We start from the raw sequence: 17,816 nt of genomic DNA, 5'->3' as shown, positions 1-17,816 counted from the left end.
TGCAGCCTTTGTCGGCGTCGCATCAGGTGGACCACACGTTCGACCTTGGGCTGGGTGGTCCTGTTGGCTCCCGCCGCACCGGGTTTGCGGCGGGAAGGGTGCTATTTGTCTACCGTGCCCAATAGGGCGGTGGTGACGTAGACGGGTCTACACGATCGAATCGGTGCTTACTTGATGCGACGCCGAACAACAGCTCTTCAGCTACATCGAAGGGTTCTACACCCCCTGGCGCCGCCACTCGGCGAACGGCCAGCTCAGCCCAGCCCAGCCGAGCACGAGCGCCGACACACACCACAAGCATCAGCTAACCTCGCCTACGCTGCCGCGTAGAACGCAAGCCCGTCCGTGTCTACCGGACCGGAGCAACTCCACCTGCGGGCGTCGAAGCGGCACATGGACTCCTGGCTGTGATGCGCCAGTCCCGGCGCGAGAGGGCCGGGGCAGCGTCCGGCCCTCTCGCATCGGACGGGTCATGCGTTGAAGAGCAGCGGCTGGCTCCCTGTCCGGGGTGGGGCGCTGGACGGGGTGGGTCAGGGGCGGCTGTCCGATGTCGGTTCGCGCGGAGTGCCAAGCCGGCGGTGTCGGATCGCCTCCAGGTCAGGCGATGGCGCCCGTTCGCTGATTGGCGCGGGTGACGATCGTCTGGCGCTGCCGGTGACGCTGTTCATAGTCCTGGACGCGCTGGGCCAGTGCGGGATCGGCGGTTCGCAGCCCGTCGGTGATCTGGTCGGTGCTCATGGTGTCGTAGTCGGGCCAGGGCTCGAGGCCGCGCAGCTGCTCGATGGCGTTCAGGACCCCTGAACGGTTCGCGTGGGCGCGCTCGTAGCCCTCGATGACGGTCAGGTCGGACTGGGAGAGAGCGCGCAGCTGCTGGGTGATATCGGTGACGGTGAGCCGGCCGTACTCGCAGATCGGGAGATCCTCGTCTCGGGTGACGGCGCCTTGCACCTGCTCGGCCATGCGGGTCGCGTTCGGCATCTCCCGGGCCGCGCCGACGGCCGTGCGACGGGTCTGTTCCCCGCCGGTCTGGGCGGCTTCGCGCAGACGGTCGATGGCGGTGCGTACCACCCGGACTGTCGCACCGGTAAAGCCGTCGGCGGGCTGGCCTTGGCGGCTGGTGTCGGCCCTAGCTGCTGCCAGGGTTCGGGCCTGTTCGTCGATTGTTTGCTCCATCGCCTGCAGCAGCCGCTCGTCCTGGCGGCGTAGTGAGGCGAGTAGGGCGGCGGCTTCCTGGTCGCCGACGAGGGTGGCGATGGTTTCTCCAGCCCGGCAGGCCGCCAGGGCCCGGGCGGCGGCCGCGTACTCGTCCTTGGCGTTCGCCAGCAACTGCCGCTCGGTGGCCTGGTGTCCGCCACGCAGGATCCCACCCGCGATCAGCGTACCGATCTCCAGGGGCAGCCGTGTCGCGCGGAGGGCGCCGTCGGCCAGGCTCCCGGCCATCTCGGCGGTATCCCGCAGCGGGCGGCGTGGACGGATTGCGCGGACATGGTGTTGGAGGCGGGCGATGTGGTCCTGTGCGTCGGCGATGTGGCGTTCCAGTGTCTGCTGGTGCAGGCCAGCGGGGGTGACGGTCATGTCGGCCCGGAACCGCTCGATGACTGCGGCGTGGGCCTCCCGCGCGTCTTCCAGCGCGGGGATGAGCGCATCGGTCGTCACTGTCATGCCTTTGTGCTCCCTTGAACTATCGGGGCCGGGGGAGGCCGTTCTGCCTGCGAGGCGGCTGCCCGGCTTAGTCGGGCACCACCTACCAGGGTCAGGGAAGCGACTCAAGATCGCCGGGTGAGGGCATCCCGGCGTTTAGCGTTGGGCCGGGCTGGCACCGGTACCCCGGCCGCAGACGGGCCCTGCGCTGTCGGCCCTGCCGGGCGCGCGGGACTCGTCCGTCTGGGTGACCGCAGGGTCGGAAGCCAGGTTCTCTGCCTGCAGCTGCGCGGTTGCACTCGGTGGCGGCCTGCGGGCGCCGTAGCCGGGAGGGGTGGGAGACCCGTTCCGTCGGGGAAGGCTCGCGCCTGGCGTCATCTGCCGGAGTTCCCTCGCCGCCCGTTACAAGCGGCTGACCGCACGCCGCGGCCCGCTCAGGGCACTGGTCGCCGTCGAGCACTCGATCATTACCGCGATCTGGCACATGCTGAGCGATCACGCCGGCTACCAGGAACTCGGCGGCTCCTACTTCACCCAACGCGATCCTGAACGCGCCACCCGCCGGGCCATCACCCAGCTCAACCAGCTCGGCTACACCGTCACCCTCAACCCGAGGGAGAACGCAGCCTGACCGGCAGACCCGGACACCCGGCAGCCCTCAACGGCCACCGGGCACCCCGTCCTGCCCACACCCACCCTGACCTCCTGCTATTTACGCGTCAGAGGGCCGTGTAAGCGTTGGCGACTGTCCGTGCGGTGCCCTGACGCGATCGGCGGCGAGCCGACGCTGTGACGAATACCCGACATGTAGACCGAGGAGTGTGCGTCCCCGCGCAACGATGCTCTGCAGCGCCCCGTGCCGAGGGGCGTGCAGCGGTAGGTGGGGCGGGGGCACGATGGGCTGATGAGGTCGAGGTGCAGCCGGTTCTTCACCGATTTCGGCTCGGGGACCTGGTGGAAGCTCAGCCGCGGGGTGGCCCTGTCCGGGTCGAGTGTGGCGAATTCGGGGCTCGCGCCTGAGGCGACTTCCGGGCCGAGTATCCCGGCCCGGAAGTGGGCGAGTTTCTCGGCGTCGGCGGTGTCGGCGGCGTCGGCGGCGTCGACGCTCAGGCCGTACACGGTGGTGCTCATGAGGGTTTTTCCTCTCAGAGCAGGCGGGTTCAGATGGCGGTGCGGCCGCCGTCGACGGCGATGGTCGCGCCGGTGATGTAGCCGGCCTTCGGCGAGACAAGGAATGCGACGACCTCGGCGACCTCGGCGGGCTCGGCCGCGCGCTTCATCGCGGTGGTTTCGGCGAGCGTGTCGAACAGGTCGCGGGCCTCGGGCTGGGTGTAGACCGGGCCGGGAGCGACGGTGTTGAAGCGGACGCCGCGGCTGCTGTACTCGGCCGTCCAGCCTCGCGTCAGGGACGCCAGTGCGGCCTTGGTCGCGCCGTAGGAGGCGCCGGTGGCCAGGCCGAGGCTGCCGGCCATGCTGCCGAGCTTGATGACGCTGCCCGATCCCTTCGCCGCCATCGCCGGGGCGAACGCCGCCACGAGGAAGAACGGTGCGCGGACGTTGCTGGCGAACATCGCGTCGGTCGCCGCGTCGAGGATCCGCTCTCTGGCGCCTCAAGGCGTGAAGCCCCTACCGCGGCGCCCGGCTCTCACCGATCGGGCGGGCCGCGGAACCTCGGCCAGCTCGAAAGCTACCTCGGCGCGCTCGACGTCGCGCTCACCCCGGAGCGGTTCACCCGCCTCGACGAGGTCAGCGCCGTACCGCTCGGAGTGCCCCAGAAACGTTCGCCGACGTGCGCGACCAGGCACGGGGATGAGACGCCGGCCTGGTGACCGCGCCCGCCGCGCCGGTGCCCTGATCCGGCCAGTGCATGCCGCAGTTCATGTGAACAGCCTTGCTTTCTCCTGGGGTTCCTGCCGCAGTGACAGCGTCAGTGCCTGCCCATCAGCCCCCTCGCGCCCCAGGTCCCCGCCCGCGAACGCGACGAGCAGACAGCGGCAGTCGGCGACGCCCCCCACGAAGGCGGGACCCCCATGAAGCACGGCAGACCCGGGAAGCACGGCAGACCCGGCATCGGCACTGCCCTCTTAGGCACTGGTCACAGCCACTCGTTGATGGCCGCGACGAGGACGGTCGCTTCGTAGCGGACGGCAAGTTTCTCGTAGCGGGTGGCCACCGCCCGGAGCCTCTTGACGCGGTTAATGCCGCACTCGACCACATGGCGCTCGCGGTAGTCCGCCTTGTCGAACTTCGGCGGGCGGCCGCCGCGAGAGCCGAGTTTCTTGCGGTTGCGGATGTGGTCGGCCTTGTCCGGGATGGTGCAGCGGATCCCGCGCCTGGGCCAGGACGCCCCGGTCGCTGAGGTCGTCCAGGATGGGGGCGACGGAGGGGTGACCCCAGCGCGCGTGACCGGGGAAATCGATCCGGGCGGCGCGGATCGCGAGCCCGTCGCCGACCGAGCGCACCTCTTCGACGCGGTCGGCCGGCTGGAGACGCGCCTGTCGGTTCGCACGAGTACGACGCACTGCTCTGCGACATGCCCAAACGGAGCTGGGCGGCGAAGCAGGAATCCAGTGCGCTGCCGTGTTCCCCTGCGGGGCCATGCGTGGCCTCCCGCTGGTGGCGTATCGGAGCTCGAGGGCGTGGCCCTTATGCTGTCGCGAATGCCACCGGGCAGGGTGGTCACGCTGGGGCGTGAGATGGTCGCCGTTGCCCCGTTACGGCGGCCGGTGGCTGATCCGGGAGGGGGAGCCCGTCCGACCGCGCTGGTCGCCGCGATGTACGGGGTGTGAGGAGGGCGGAGGCTAGCACAGGTGGCGTGGCCTGGAGAGTGGCTTTCCTGCACCGGTTCGGGTGCGGCAGACTGGTGCGGATCCGGCTGTGTCCAGCCGAACGTGTGCAGCCGAATCAAGGGAAGCCTCCAGATCCGTGAGTGACGAGCCCGACGCCCCGGAGCCCGTCGACGAGGGCGCGTTCGGCATCGACGCGTTCTCCCTCGACGACCGCCTGCGGCTGTTCCACTTCGCCGCCGCCGAGAAGCGCCATGAATACCTGTGGCTGCTGCGCGCCTTCGACCGCGGGCGCGCCAACTACCAGGTGCTGCTGCACGCTTCGGACGCGGTGGAACTGCTTGAGCGGCTCGCCGCCGACCATCCTGCCGCGGGCGCCGTCGGCGACGTCCAGCCGCTGCTCGACGCGCTCGCGGACTGGCAGATCCTGGACCGGTCGTACGACGGGACGCGCGCCGCGAACCTCGCCGAGTACCGCAACCGCCACTACGTGTACCAGTTCACCCAGGCCGGATACCGGGCGTACCGGGCTGTGGAGGACGTACTCGGCGCGCGCCTTGAGGATGCCCAGCTCTCCCGCCTGGTCTTCCCCGACATCCTCGGCGACCTGCACGCGCTGGCCGAGGCCAACGCCGCGGGCGATGCCGAGGAGGTGTACCGCAAGCTCGGCCGTCTCGACTCCGTGCTCAACGAGATGGCGCAGCGCGCCGCCCGCTTCTACCTCATGCTGGGAGACCTGGCGCGCACCAACGACACCCGGCCCGAGGTGTTCCTCGCCCGCAAGGACACGCTGCTGGCGCACATGCGGGAGTTCACCGCCGAACTCGGCCGCTACGCTCCACTGCTCGCCGAGGCCGTCGAGAAGGCCGCGGCCACTGGTGTGGAACGCATGATCGAGTACGCGGCCGAGGCCGACGAGCGGCTCTTCCGCAGCCCCGCCGACCGCCTGGCGGACTGGCGGCACCGGTGGGACGGCATCGTCCACTGGTTCGCGGAGCGCGAGCATGGCGAGGCCGAGCGGCTGCAGGACGCCACCGTCACCGCGATCCGCTCCGTCCTCGCTCTGCTGCGCCGCGTCACCGAGGCGCGCCGTGGCGGGGTGAGCCGGGAGAGCCAACTGCGCCACCTGGCCCAGTGGTTCACCTCCTGTGAGAGCGACGAGGACGCGCACGCCCTTTTCCAGGCGGTCTTCGGGCTCGGCGCGCCCCGTCATATCGCCGTCCCGTACGCCGATCCCGAACAGATCCCGGGGCGTACGTCCTGGTGGGAGGCCGAACCGGTCGAGCTGGCCCGCACCCTGGTCCAGTCCGGCCGCACCCCTGCCCTGCACGGCCCCGGCCGCATCGAGCGCAACGACGCCCAGCGGGCCCGGCTCCGTGCCGGGCAGCTGCAGGAGCAGGCCGAGCGCCGCAGTGCTGCGAACGCTCTCGCATCGGACGGCGTCTACGGCCGGACGCTCGACGAGCCCGAAACGCGGGCACTGCTCGCCCTGCTGGACGTGGCGCTCGCCGCCCGGGTGCCCGCCAGCCGCTCCGTCACCGCCGCCTCCGGATCCGCCCACGGGGTACGTCTCACCCTCACCCCCGCCGAGGGCTCCACCACCGTCGACACCGTGCGTGGCCGCCTCCACCTCGACGGACTGCGCCTGGAGGTCACTGCATGAGCCGCGTCGCCGAGAGCGTCTCCCCGCTCGAACTCGCCGACTACCAGAAAGCGGTACGGCTCGTACTGCGGCATCCGCTGGTCACGCCCGGGTATCCGGACAAGGCGGCGCTGGCGACCGTGCGCCGCTGGGCCGAGCAACTGCGCACCGATCTGATGGAGGTGCTCGGCTACCGGCTCGTCACCACCGCCGAGACCGCCCGGCTGCAGCGCGCCCAGGACGGCCTGGACGCCACCCGCCCGGCCCGCACCCGCGCGGGCCGCCCCTTCGACCGCCGCCGCTATGCCTACCTCGTCCTCACCCTCGCGGCCCTGGGCCGCCACGGCGCGCAGGTGGCGCTGGGCGAGTTGGCCGACGCGGTCGCCGCCGACGCCGTACGCATCGACGGACTGGGGCTCGACACCGCCCGCAAGGCCGACCGGGACGCCTTCGTCGACGCCGTCACCTGGCTCACCGAACGCGGCGCGCTCACCCTCGCCGACGGCTCCGCCACCGCCTGGGCCGGCGATCCCGAGCGCGCCGAGGCCCTGTACGACATCGACCGCGAGATCCTCACCGCCGTCCACCACCCGACCCGCGTCCTGCAGCACCTGACCTCAGTCACCGCGCTCCTCGACTCCTCCAGCGCGCTGGGCATGTCCGCCGGCCGCGCCGCCCAGCGCCGCGACCAGGCCCGCCGCGCCCGCCGCCTGGTACTGGAGAACCCGGTCGCGTACTACGCCGACGCCGACGCCGAACTCCTCGGCCAGCTGCGGGCCCCCGCCCTCGCCGAGGACCTTGAGCGCCTGACCGGGCTGACGGCGGAGCGGCGAGCCGAGGGCGTCGCGCTCGTCGACACCTCCGGCAGGCTGTCCGACATCCGCTTCCCCGGCGGCGGCACGGTCGCACAGGCCGCGTTGCTGTTGGCCGCCCGGATCAGTGCGGCCGTGCAGCGCACCGGGCGCCACGCCCTCGAACTGCTGCCCGCGCCGACCGCCGCCGAACGCCTCGCGGCCCGCGCTCAGCGTATCGACGGCGCTCTCCCGGTGCGCTCCGTGAGCACCGAGTTCGCCGAGCGGGACGAGGAGCCGGCGTACGAGACGTATGAGACTCGCGACAAGGCGGGGGAGGAGCGGGGTGAGATCCGGTATCCCTTCGTCACGGACTCCTGGCTTCGGGGCAGGCTCAAGGAGATCACCGGCGAGTACGGTGCGGGCTTCGCCGCCGAGCTGCGCGGCGACCCGGACCGGCTGCTCGACCAGGCTCTCGACCTGCTGGCCGCCATGTCGCTGATCGCCCGTGTCGACGGCGGAGCCCTCGCACTCCCGCTGCTCGCCCGCTACCGCGGGGTCACCGCCCGCGTGAAGTCCCGTACGCCCGAGCGGTCATCGGCCCGGACCGCCCTGTTCGCCGACGACACCCTGAAGGACCCGACGCCGTGAGTACCCCCGCTCCCTCCCCGGCCCCCCGCTATGTCCCGACCCGCGCCGGGATCATCAACCTGTGGGACTACCGGGACGAGGAGTTCTCCTTCGCCGGCGGCTGGCTGGTGCTGCGCGGACCCAACGGATCGGGCAAGACCAAGGCCCTCGAAGTCCTCTTCCCGTTCGTCCTCGACGGCCGCATCGACCCCAAGCGGCTCAACCCGTTCGCCGCCGAAGACCGCACCATGAAGTCCAACCTGCTCTTCCGCGGCCAGGACAGCGCGCTCGGCTACGTCTGGATCGAGTTCACCCACCGGGATACCGGCGAGGCCGTCACCTGCGGCATCGGACTGCACGCCCAGCGACACCGCGACACACCGGCTCGTTGGCACTTCGTCGCCGAAGGCCGCGTCGGCGAGGACTTCTCCCTCCTGACGAGCGACGACCGGCCGATGACGAAGAAGCAGCTCGCCGCCGAGCTCGGACGCGAGCTGATCGCCTCCACGGCCGACTACCGCGCCGCCGTCGACCAGCGCCTGTTCGGCCTCGGCAGGGAGCGGTACGAGCAGTTGCTCACCCTGATCCTCACGTTGCGCCGCCCGCAGCTCGCCAAGAACCTCGACCCGGCCAAGCTCTCCGACACCCTTACCGCGGGCCTGCGCCCGCTCGACGACGACCTGATCGCCGAGGCGGCCCGCTCCTTCGACGACATGGAGTCCGTGCAGCGCACCCTGGAGGGGCTGGCCGCCGCCGACGACGCCACCCGTGCCTTCCTCGCGAGCTACTCCACCTATCTGCGTGTCCACGCCCGCGCAGCGGCGGACAAGCTCACTGCCCGCCGCGGCGAAACCGCCGAGCGCGCGGCCGCGCTGCGCACCGCCGCCGCGGACCTGGAGGCGGCCCGCGAACAGCAGGCAGCCGCCGAGACGCGCGCCGAGCGAGCCGACGCCGCGCTGGCCGCCCAGCGCGCCCGCCTCGACCAGCTGCGCTCGTCCGCCGCCTACCAGGCCGTCGAGCAACTGGCCGACCTGGAACGCCTGGTGCGCACCTGCGAGCACACCGCCCGGCAGGCGAGTGCCGAACGAGAACGCCGCACCGCCGCCACCGGCCGCGCCCGCGCCGAAGCCGAACGCGCCACTCAGCTCGCCGCCGAACTCGACGCCGCCGTCTCCCGCGACGCCGCCACCGTCGCCGACCACGCCCACACCGCCGGCCTCCCCTGGACCCCGGCCGATGCCGAGCCCGCCCGCCTCGCCGAGCGCTCCGCCGTGCTCGCCGCCGCCCGGCAGGAGGGTGTCCGGGCATTGCGAGCCGCCCAGCAGGCGGCACGCGGTGGCGAGCGGACCCGCGACCTCGCCCGGGTCTCCCTCGACCGCGCCCAGGAAGCCGTCGCCGCAGCCGAAACCGCCGAAACGGCTGCCGAGTCGGCCCTGGAATCCGCCCGCGAACAGGCCCGTACGGCGCTCGGCCAGTGGACGGGGGCACACGGCGCGCTCCTCCCCGAAGCGGGTGCCGGCCGACTCGCCGAAGCCCTCGGCCTTACCGGCGAGGCCGAGGGGGTCACGCTCGCCGACGTCTTCGCCGAACTCACCGCCCCCGCCGTGCAGGAGCTGCGCGACACGCTCGCCTCCTTGCGCGCCCAGCGCGCCGGCGTCGAGCGCCGCCGCGCCGAGACCGAAGCCGAACGCGACCGGATCGCCGCCGAACACGACGACGCCCCGCCCCCGGCCCGCGGCCGCACCGCCGAGCGGGCACCCGGCGACGGCATGCCGCTGTGGCAACTCGTCGATTTCGGCAGTTGGCTGACCGATCATCAGCGGGCCGGTCTTGAAGCGGCCCTGGAGGCATCGGGGCTCCTCGACGCCCTCCTCACCGCCGAGGACACCCCCGTGACAGCCGGGCACAGCGAGGGCTACCTCCGCGCCGGTGCCCCGGTGAGCGGACCGAGCCTCGCCGATCTCCTGCGGCCCGAGGAGAACGCCGCGATCCCGGCCGCGCGGATCACCGCGGTGCTGCGCTCCGTCGCCGTCACCGGTGACCTCGACACCGGGACCCCGCAGATCAGCCCCGACGGCCGGTACGCGGCCGGTGTCCTGGCCGGCGCCCACACCAAAGAACACGCCGAGTACGTCGGCGCCACCGCCCGCCATCGCCGCCGCGCCGCCCGTATCGCCGCCTGCGAGACGCTGCTGGCCGAACTCGCCGCCCAACTCGGCGAGTTGGCGCGCGCACAGGCCCGTACAGACGTCGCCCTTGAGGCGTACGTCGCCGCCCGAGCCGCCCTGCCCCGCACCACCGGCATCACACAGGCGCTGCGTGAACTCGACAAGGCCGCAGCGAGGCTGCGCGCCACCCGCGACGCCGCCGACGCCGCTCAGGCGTCCTACGACGAGACCGTGGCCGCCTGCTCGGTCGCCGAGCGCGCCCTGCGCCGCACCGCGGCCGAGCACGCCATCGAGATCGAGCGCGTCGACGCTGTCGAGACCGCTACCCGCGCCTTCGAGACGGCGGTACGCGAACTCACCGCCCGCCGCCGCGAACACGCCCGCCAGCTTCAGGCCGCCCAGGCGGCGGCCGACCGGCTCACCGCCGCAGCCGAAGACGAGGAAGCGGCCCTGGGCGCCGAGCGCGCCGCGCGCCGCCGGCACACCGAGGAGGCCGCAGGGCTCGCCGCCCTCCAGGAGGCCGTCGGGGCCGACGCGCAGGATGTGATGCGCCAGGTGCAGAAGGCCGAGGACGGGATCGACGCTCTGGCCCGGGAGGCCGAGGCGGCTCGCGTGGCCCAGCACACCGCGATCGCGGACACCGCAGCCGCCGAGGCCCGCCGCACGGCCGCCGCCGAGGCCCGGTCGGTCGCCGCCGCGGAGGAGAAGGACACTGCCCGCGGCCTTCGCCCGTACGCCGCCCGTGAACTCCTCGACATCCTGCGCTGCCCGCCGGGCCTCGCCTGGCCCGCGCGGGAGGCCGACTGGGCGGACGGCGAACTGCCGCCCGCCGCGGTCGCCGTGCACGAGGCGATCCTCGCCGCCACCCGGGACCTGACCCCCACCGAGACCAGCATCAAGCAGTCGGCCACCCGTCTCACCAAGGCCCTGGACGACCTGCAGGCGCAGCTCGCCGCCGCCGGACAGGACTACCGGCCCGAATGGGACGGCTCCGACGGGGTCATCCTCGTACGCGTCGCCGAGGAGGAAGGCCCGCTGCCCGTCGCCACCTTCGCCGGGAAGATCGCGGCACACCGCCGCGACCAGGCCGAACTGCTCTCCGAATCCGAGCAGCGCATCCTGGAGGACGCACTGCTCACCCGGCTCGCCCAGCAGATCCACGACCGCACCGTCGACGCCCGCGACCTGATCAGGCGGATGAACACCGACATGCGCAAGCGCACGATGTCATCGGGGACGACGGTCGGCGTGAGCTGGCTGCTCGCCGACCATCTCGACGACGAGCAGCGCGCTGTCTGCGCCCTCCTCGACGCCGACGCCGCCCGCCTCGGCCCCGACGGCCTCGCTCGGGTGCGCACCCACTTCGCCGCGCAGATCAAGACCGCCCGCGCCCGCCACCGCGACCAGCCCTACCGCGAACTCCTCGCCGAGGTGCTTGACTACCGGCGCTGGCGGCAGTTCGCGTTCCAGCTGGTACGCCCCGACAAGACCGAGGAGAAGCTCACCCGCGCCCGGCACAGCCGCCTGTCGGGCGGTGAGCAGTCCGTGTCGCTGCACCTGCCGCTGTTCGCCGCCGCACACGCCATGCTCAACTCCGCCGATCCGCACGCCCCGCGGCTGCTCGCCCTCGACGAGGCCTTCGCGGGCGTGGACGACACCGGGCGCGGCGAACTCATGTCGCTGGCGGCCCAGTTCGACCTCGACCTGTTCATGACCGGATACGACCTGTGGGCCGCCCACGCCTCCGTCCCCGCCGCCGCCCATTACGACCTCGCTCACACGGCCGTCGACCACACCGTCTCCGCGCTGCTGCTCGTCTGGGACGGCCACCGGCTCCTCGCCGACGACACCGGCGACCTCACCGCCGCCCTCGGCTCGCCCGGCACCCGGCGCGTCCCGACGCCCGAGGAGGCCGCGGTTGTCTACTGAGAGGCGTGAGTACGACGAGTTGCAAGGCGAGGAATGGACCCGGCTACTCGCCGCCGCCCGCCGCAAGCTGGAGCGCACCAGCGGCGTGCTCGACGGCGACATCGGGCTCACGGGGCCCAGCGAGGCCGAACGCCGTACCGTCATCGGCATCACCGGCCACTACCGGCCCGAGACCGCCAAACGCCTCGCCATACCCCTCCGCGACCTGGACGGATATCTGCACGACCGCTACGGCACCGGTCTCCTCCAGACCCTCGGCCGGCTCCACGGCCCGCTGCGTGACCGGCCGGCCGAACGGGCTGACGAGGACGCGCGCCGCGAACAGGCCCTGAAATCCGCCCACTCCAGCCGACTCGCCAGGCAAGGATGGTTCGCGGCCTGGCTGGAGCGGATCGCCGCCGACGGCACCCTCACCCGTCTCGTGCGCCGCGGGGACGCACCCCTCCTCGACGCGGCGGTGCGCGTCCTGGAAAGGCTTTCCCATGATCAGGTTGGCATCGTGCCGCTTCCGGTCCTCGCCGAGTGGGCGGTCGGCGACACCAAGGCCCTCGTTCCCGGCACCCCGCTCGAACAACTCGTCCTGCGCGCCCTCGCCCAGCGCACCGGCGGCGACCTCCCGAGCGAGAGGGCCGGGCGGCGCGCCCTGTGGGAGAGCGCCGGAGCCATTGCCGACGATCTCGCCAGCCAAGTACTCGTCCTCAACATCGGAGCCATGGGCGACACCGTGGTCTGCGACTGGCTGCGCGACGCCGCCGACTTCGGCATCCCCTTCCGGCTCACCCTCCACCAGCTCGCCACCGGCCCCGTCGTTCCCGCCGCCCGCTCCATCTTCATCTGCGAGAACCCGGCCGTACTGCGCGCCGCAGCCGGCGAACTCCAAGGATCCAGCGCGGCCCTCGTCTGCACCGAGGGAGTCCCGTCCGCCGCCTGCCACAAACTGCTCGGCGACGCCGTAGGCGCGGGAGCCCGGCTGCACTGGCGCGCCGACTTCGACTGGGCCGGCCTGCGCATCACCGCGGGCGCCTTGGCCCGCCACGGTGCCCGCCCGTGGCGGATGACCGCCGCCGACTACACGGCGGCCCTCAGCATGGGCGAGTCCACACCGCTCGCGGGACCGCCCGCGGCCAGCCCCTGGGACCCCGACCTGGCCCGTGCCATGAACGAGTCGGGCAGCACGGTCATGGAGGAACGCCTCCTGCCCGCACTCCTGTCCGACCTCACCCGCACCTGATCCGGCGGTCCTGCGCGGATACGGGACAGCGTGTCCTGGCTCGCCGGACCAGGCCGCCGAGCGGAACGGGCCGGCGGAGCAGCCCAAGGCGACGCGGCGCACCCGGGCGCCCAAGCCGCCCCGCCCCACTCCTGTGCGGCCTACGCCCACGCGCCCGACGCCGCGCTGCCCGGGCGCTGGTGTCGTTGTAGGGCCGCGCCGTACGCCGCGATGTGCCCGGCCGCCGCGCGGGTCGGGCCCGTCTCCCGGCGGCGGCGGCGATGGTGCGAGGTGTGGGGGGTGGGAACCTGGGTAGACGCGTCTTCAATCCGCCCATGTACGCAGCCGAGATACAGGGAGTGCAACGTGAACGGCACGGCACCCGTGATGACGTCAGAGCTGACAGCGGCCGAGGCTGAGCTGGTAAGTGAAGTCGAGGTTGCCGGCCTGCCCAGCGTGGACGACCCGACGAAGGTGGCGCCCAAGGACGCGCGGGCACTGACGAAGACTTTCCTGGACGGGCTGACGGAGCTCGAGGAGGGGACGCATGAGTACCAGTACGTGCGGAACACCCTGATCGAGCTCAACCTGTCGCTGGTCCGGTATGCCGCCCGGCGGTTCCGTAACCGCTCGGTGGAGATGGAAGACATCATTCAGGTCGGCACCATTGGGCTGATCAAGGCGATCGACCGGTTCGATCTGAGCCGTGAGGTGGAGTTCACCACCTTCGCGGTTCCGTACATCGTCGGCGAGATCAAGCGGTTCTTCCGGGACACGAGTTGGGCGGTGCACGTTCCGCGTCGTCTGCAGGAGCTGCGGATCGACCTGGCGAAGGCCAACGAGGAGCTCTTCCAGCGGTTCGACCGGTCGCCGACCACCACCGAGCTCGCGGAGCATCTGAAGCTGAGCGAGGAAGAGGTCGTCGAAGGGCTGGTGGCCAGCAATGGCTATCTGACCACCTCCTTGGACGCGCCCGCCGACCATGAGGCGGGCGGGGCGAGCCGGGTGACGACGTACGCAGACCGGTTCGGTGACGTCGACCCGGCGATGGAGATCGTGGAGAACCTCCACGCCCTCAAGCCGCTGGTGGGGGAGCTCGATGAGCGGGACCGCCGGATTCTGCAGATGCGGTTCGGCGAAGAGTTGACGCAGTCCGAGATCGGCGCCGAGCTCGGCGTGTCGCAAATGCATGTCTCCCGGCTGCTCACGAAGTCGCTCACCCGGTTGCGGCGGGGGCTGCTCGCCGAGTAGGCCGACTGCCTAGTAGGCCGACTGCCGAGTAGGCCGACTGCCTAGTAGGGCCGATGGGGGCCGACTCAGTCACCAAGGCCGTCAAGTAGCGGCGGTCGTCGCTACGTCGTGGGGCCCGGCCGGAGATTGTCGACGCCGCTGTTGGTTAATTCGGGTCTGGTTGCTTCGCCCCGTCGCTATGCGGCGGGGCGAAGTGCCGCCAGGGGGCTGGTGCGGGTGCGGGCGTGAGGTTTGCCGGTGAGCCAGGCGTCGATGCGGATGAGGTTGACGGCGGCGCCGGCGAGCTGATGCTGAAGGCTGGTCTTGGCCAAGCCTCGGTAGCGGGATCTGCGCAGGTCGCAGGCTTGCACTGCTTGAGAGATGGTGCCTTCGACACCGGCGGTCTGACGCAGGGTCTCGACCGGTGGCAGTGCCCGCAACTGCGGGGGCGCGTCATCCGCCCGGAGCATCCGCAGCAGACGCATGCCGTCCGCGCCGATCCGGCGCCCCACTTCGGCGCGCTTGGACTGGGCCCTGGGGAAACGGGAGTCCTCGATGCGGGTCGCGTCATGCGTGAACCGGTCCGGCAGAGCGTGCGCGCCGAGCCAGTCCGGCTCGTCCCGGGCCACCGCGCTCAGTGCCGCCCGCGACGTTTCCCCGACCAGTTCCGGCCAGTTCAGTTCACGCGCTGAGGACAGCGCAGCACATGCGTGGAGTCGGTCCGCGCCCTCCCGCCGCAGCTGAGCAGGTCCTTCTCCCGGGCCGCGGCCAGGACGCCGTCCAGGACTCCCCGTCCGCCGTCCGCGCTGACCAGGAGGTCCCTGAACTCCGACAGCACCGAGAAGTCGAAGCCCTGATCGGTCAGCTCCAGTCCCAGCGCGAATCTCCAGTCGATCCGGGCCCGTACCGCCTCCGCGGCCTGCCGGTCGGTCAGCCCTTCCACGAACTGCGACACCACCACCATCGCCAGCCGTCCCGGTGACCAGGCGGGCTTGCCCCGTGAGGGAAACAGACCAGCGAACTGCTCGTCGGTGAACAGGGGCCCCAGCTCATCCCGGACCCGGATCGCCAGTCTTCCCCTCGGGAACGCCGCCCGCGCCACCCGCACCGTCTCCACCGGGATCTCTCCCGGCCCCTTCGGCCGCAACGACACCGACACCCTCCCCATACGACAACGTCGGTTCCCCAGACCCAACCAGGTCTGGGGAACCGAGGTCACGCACGGGCCCGAATCAACCAACAGCGTCGAGATTCTCCGGCCGGGCCCCAGGTGCGTCTGTTGCGTCTGTCCGTGTGTTCTACCAGCGGTACCACCGGCCCCGGCGGCCTCCGGGGGCCGTCGGCCGGACGATGAAGCCCAGCAGCCAGACCGCGAGCACGATGACGGCGATCCACCACAGGGCCTTCAGGGCGAACCCGGCACCGAAGAGCAGCAGGGCGAGAAGAAGAACGACGATCAGGGGAACCATGGTTATCAACCTCCGAGCCGCGAGTACCCCTCAGCGAATAAGGCATGCCTGATCATTTCGGGCGGATCGCGAGCTCCGCGCCGAAGTGGCCGAGTCGCACGGGCAGTTGTCGTCCATGCCGAGCGCCGAAGAAGACCTGGGTCCAGCAGGTGCCGATGGCGAAGCCGGCCGGCGCGCCGACTCCGGGACGCCGCCGCGCGGCGTTACGCGGACCACGGCGATGACCGCGCTGCCGGCCGGGCACCGGCGCCGGCCGCGTACCGGGGCTCCTGGAGTCCGGCGTCCGCGTACCCCCGGTGGGGTGGATGGCGTGGCGTCCCGGGAGAAGCCGGGGCAGGCTGGAGGGGTAGAGGTCAGAGGGTGATACGTGATGATCCAGCCAGCCGATATCCGTGAGTGGCGCGACCGCGATGTCGTCGATGAGCAGGGCCGCAAGATCGGCGTGCTCGAGGCGGTCTATGTGGCCACGACCACCGACGAGCCCGCCATGGCCACGGTCCGCACCGGCCTGCCCACCCGTCACCGCCTGGTGTTCGTCCCCGTCGACGACGCGATCGTCGGACCGGACTACGTCAAGGTCCCGTACGCGCGGGGTCTGGTGAGGAAGGCCCCCTCGATAGGCATGGACGATGTGCTGCCCGCCGAGCGGGAGGGGGCGATCTTCGAGCACTACGGGAAGACCTACCAGCCGGGCGCGGGTGGCGAACGGCAGCTCGCACGCCGCTGAGGCGCCCCGCACGCCGCTGAGGCGCCCCGTACGCCGCTGAGGAAAGGAGACCGTCGGGCCATGGCTCTCTTCCTGTTCCTCGTGATCGTGGCCATCGCGCTCGGCATCGTCGGCACGGTGGTGCACGGGCTCGGCTATCTGCTGGTCATCGCCGCGGTGCTGTTCGTGGCCGATGTCGTCTTCGCCGTCATGCGCTGGATGCGGGGGGCCAGGCGGCGCCGGGTCCGATGACGGCATCCTCCGGTACGTCCTCGCGCACCCCTCCGCCAACAACCTCCGGGATTTCCGGGACCCGCTGGAATAGCGCCCCGCGCTCGGGGGTTCCCCTCGCTGTGAGGCGACGAAGGGCCCGTCCCGCCGACCCCGGTGGCTGCCGTTGTGAGGCCGGGGCGCTGGGAGAGATCCGGCGGGCGCTGGTGCGGCGTCGGGAGGCGTTGGATCCCGACGCGCTGTCGCGGCTGCGCCGCTACGGGGAGGCGTTGGTGCGGGGCGATCAGCGGTCGTGAGCGAGGGCCCGGTGGGTCACCGTCTCGCACAGGGATTCCAGGGCCGCCCTGGCCGGGCAGTCGGGCAGCCCGGAGAGGGCGGCGCGGGCCTCGGCGGCCTGGTGTGCGGTCTCCTGGCGGGCCTGCTCCAGGGCCGGGTGGGCGCGCAGCCGCGCCACCGCTTCCGCGTACTGCCCCTGATCGGCGGAGCCCCCGGTGAGCCGGTGGTACAGCTCCCGGTCCGCCGGTTCCCCCCGCAGCAGCAGGAGTACGGGCAGCGTCGGGCGGCGCGCCGCGACCGCCTCCACCTCGTCGGCGAGATGGCTCGCGACGCCCAGCCGTTCGCCGTACCGGGCAAGGGCGTCGGCGACGCTCGCGTCCGCGCCCGAGGTCATCGCGCCGAGCCGGCCGGAGACGGCGGTCAGCGAGCCGGTGCGGCTCGCCAGGACTTCCAGGTGGTGCTCGACGGGGTCGCGGCCGTCGGTCGGGCCGGTCGTCTCCAGGATCTGGCCGGTGACCAGCCTTTTGAACGCGTCGGCCTGGATCCGTACGGCCTGGGGCCCGAGGTCGGCCAGGATGTGCGAGGCCCGCGCGAAGAGGAAGTCGCCGATGAGTACCGCGACCGAGTTGTCCCAGTTCACGTCCGAGCCCGGGGCGCGGCGGCGCCATGCGTCCGTCTCGTCGATCACATCGTCGTGGTAGTGCGTCGCCAGATGGGTCAGCTCGACGACGACGGCCGCGGGCACCACCCCCGACGCCGAGGGATCGCCGAACCGCGCGGCCAGCAGCACCAGCAGCGGCCGGAGCCGCCGCCCGGCTGTGCGCATCAACTCCCGCGCGGCCTCGGTGATGAACGGAACGTCGCTCTTCGTGGCCTCCAACAGGCCCTTTTCGACCGCCGCTTGTCCGGCCTTGAGGCCGTCCGCCAGCGCGCGGTCCCGCACGGTGGGCTGCATGGAGGCAAATGTCTCATATCCGGTCAAGGGGCGTGGTCAAGGGAAGCGGTCTAGAGGCAACGCCGTTCAGTTAGGCGTGGGGACTGTTCGTCAAGGCTGGTGAACGAGGCAGCGGAGCTGCTGTAGAAGAGGTTTGTCCTCCAAGACATCCT

General features: G+C 71.9%; 14 protein-coding genes and 2 pseudogenes. 9 read left to right on the top strand and 7 right to left on the bottom strand.

Annotated elements, in window-relative coordinates; genetic code table 11:
• Positions 1-597 precede the first annotated feature (597 nt).
• On the bottom strand, positions 598-1,662 hold the full coding sequence (locus ABZS71_RS20015) for a hypothetical protein (RefSeq protein ID WP_356211826.1): 1,065 nt from the start codon (positions 1,660-1,662) through the stop codon (positions 598-600).
• A gap of 313 nt (positions 1,663-1,975) precedes the next feature.
• Between ABZS71_RS20015 and ABZS71_RS20010 the strand changes: the two genes are divergently transcribed.
• Positions 1,976-2,272: a hypothetical protein gene (locus tag ABZS71_RS20010; protein ID WP_356211823.1), complete on the top strand. Its 297-nt coding sequence runs from the start codon at positions 1,976-1,978 to the stop codon at positions 2,270-2,272.
• Between the two features lie 77 nt (positions 2,273-2,349).
• Here the strand turns inward: ABZS71_RS20010 and ABZS71_RS20005 are convergent, their stop codons facing one another.
• The 3 genes and pseudogenes from ABZS71_RS20005 to ABZS71_RS19995 form a co-directional block, all read right to left on the bottom strand.
• Positions 2,350-2,772: a VOC family protein gene (locus ABZS71_RS20005; RefSeq protein WP_356211820.1), complete on the bottom strand. Its 423-nt coding sequence runs from the start codon at positions 2,770-2,772 to the stop codon at positions 2,350-2,352.
• A gap of 29 nt (positions 2,773-2,801) precedes the next feature.
• Entirely contained in the window at positions 2,802-3,236 is a 435-nt protein-coding gene (locus tag ABZS71_RS20000) for an SDR family oxidoreductase (RefSeq protein ID WP_356211981.1), read from the bottom strand.
• Positions 3,237-3,736: 500 nt separating this feature from the next.
• Positions 3,737-4,012: pseudogene (locus tag ABZS71_RS19995) on the bottom strand (transposase); the annotation flags it as partial.
• Positions 4,013-4,566: 554 nt separating this feature from the next.
• Here ABZS71_RS19995 and ABZS71_RS19990 point away from each other — a divergent pair.
• The 5 genes from ABZS71_RS19990 to ABZS71_RS19970 all read left to right on the top strand — a co-directional run bounded on the left by ABZS71_RS19990 (position 4,567) and on the right by ABZS71_RS19970 (position 14,048).
• Positions 4,567-6,090, top strand: coding sequence for a TIGR02677 family protein (locus ABZS71_RS19990; protein ID WP_355841655.1), 1,524 nt, complete (start codon positions 4,567-4,569; stop codon positions 6,088-6,090).
• Positions 6,087-7,511: a TIGR02678 family protein gene (locus ABZS71_RS19985; RefSeq protein ID WP_356211817.1), complete on the top strand. Its 1,425-nt coding sequence runs from the start codon at positions 6,087-6,089 to the stop codon at positions 7,509-7,511. Before ABZS71_RS19990 ends, ABZS71_RS19985 begins: the two co-directional genes overlap by 4 nt.
• Entirely contained in the window at positions 7,508-11,587 is a 4,080-nt protein-coding gene (locus ABZS71_RS19980; RefSeq protein WP_356211814.1) for a TIGR02680 family protein, read from the top strand. Before ABZS71_RS19985 ends, ABZS71_RS19980 begins: the two co-directional genes overlap by 4 nt.
• Positions 11,577-12,818: a TIGR02679 family protein gene (locus tag ABZS71_RS19975; RefSeq protein ID WP_356211811.1), complete on the top strand. Its 1,242-nt coding sequence runs from the start codon at positions 11,577-11,579 to the stop codon at positions 12,816-12,818. Before ABZS71_RS19980 ends, ABZS71_RS19975 begins: the two co-directional genes overlap by 11 nt.
• Before the next feature lie 366 nt (positions 12,819-13,184).
• The gene (locus tag ABZS71_RS19970) at positions 13,185-14,048 is read left to right on the top strand and encodes an RNA polymerase sigma factor SigF (protein ID WP_355841668.1); all 864 of its coding nucleotides are present in this window, start codon (positions 13,185-13,187) and stop codon (positions 14,046-14,048) included.
• Positions 14,049-14,224: 176 nt separating this feature from the next.
• Here the strand turns inward: ABZS71_RS19970 and ABZS71_RS19965 are convergent.
• Positions 14,225-15,180, bottom strand: a pseudogene (locus ABZS71_RS19965) (transposase).
• Between the two features lie 145 nt (positions 15,181-15,325).
• Positions 15,326-15,496, bottom strand: coding sequence for a hydrophobic protein (locus ABZS71_RS19960; RefSeq protein ID WP_355841674.1), 171 nt, complete (start codon positions 15,494-15,496; stop codon positions 15,326-15,328).
• Between the two features lie 370 nt (positions 15,497-15,866).
• Here ABZS71_RS19960 and ABZS71_RS19955 point away from each other — a divergent pair, with 370 nt between their 5' ends.
• The 3 genes from ABZS71_RS19955 (at position 15,867) to ABZS71_RS19945 (ending at position 16,729) form a co-directional block, all read left to right on the top strand.
• Positions 15,867-16,223: a PRC-barrel domain-containing protein gene (locus ABZS71_RS19955; RefSeq protein WP_356211808.1), complete on the top strand. Its 357-nt coding sequence runs from the start codon at positions 15,867-15,869 to the stop codon at positions 16,221-16,223.
• A 60-nt stretch (positions 16,224-16,283) separates the two neighbouring features.
• A complete protein-coding gene (locus tag ABZS71_RS19950; protein ID WP_355841680.1) occupies positions 16,284-16,454 on the top strand; it encodes a hypothetical protein in 171 nt (56 codons plus the stop codon).
• Positions 16,455-16,555: 101 nt separating this feature from the next.
• A complete protein-coding gene (locus ABZS71_RS19945; protein WP_355841683.1) occupies positions 16,556-16,729 on the top strand; it encodes a hypothetical protein in 174 nt (57 codons plus the stop codon).
• Here ABZS71_RS19945 and ABZS71_RS19940 read toward each other — a convergent pair.
• Positions 16,717-17,664, bottom strand: coding sequence for a polyprenyl synthetase family protein (locus tag ABZS71_RS19940; RefSeq protein ID WP_356211805.1), 948 nt, complete (start codon positions 17,662-17,664; stop codon positions 16,717-16,719). The genes ABZS71_RS19945 and ABZS71_RS19940 overlap by 13 nt on opposite strands.
• Positions 17,665-17,816 lie beyond the last annotated feature (152 nt).

This window comes from Streptomyces sp. NPDC005393 (assembly GCF_040606675.1).
Lineage (GTDB): Bacteria > Actinomycetota > Actinomycetes > Streptomycetales > Streptomycetaceae > Streptomyces.
Note: the sequence above shows the minus strand (reverse complement) of the source record. Positions and strands in the feature narration are given on the sequence as shown.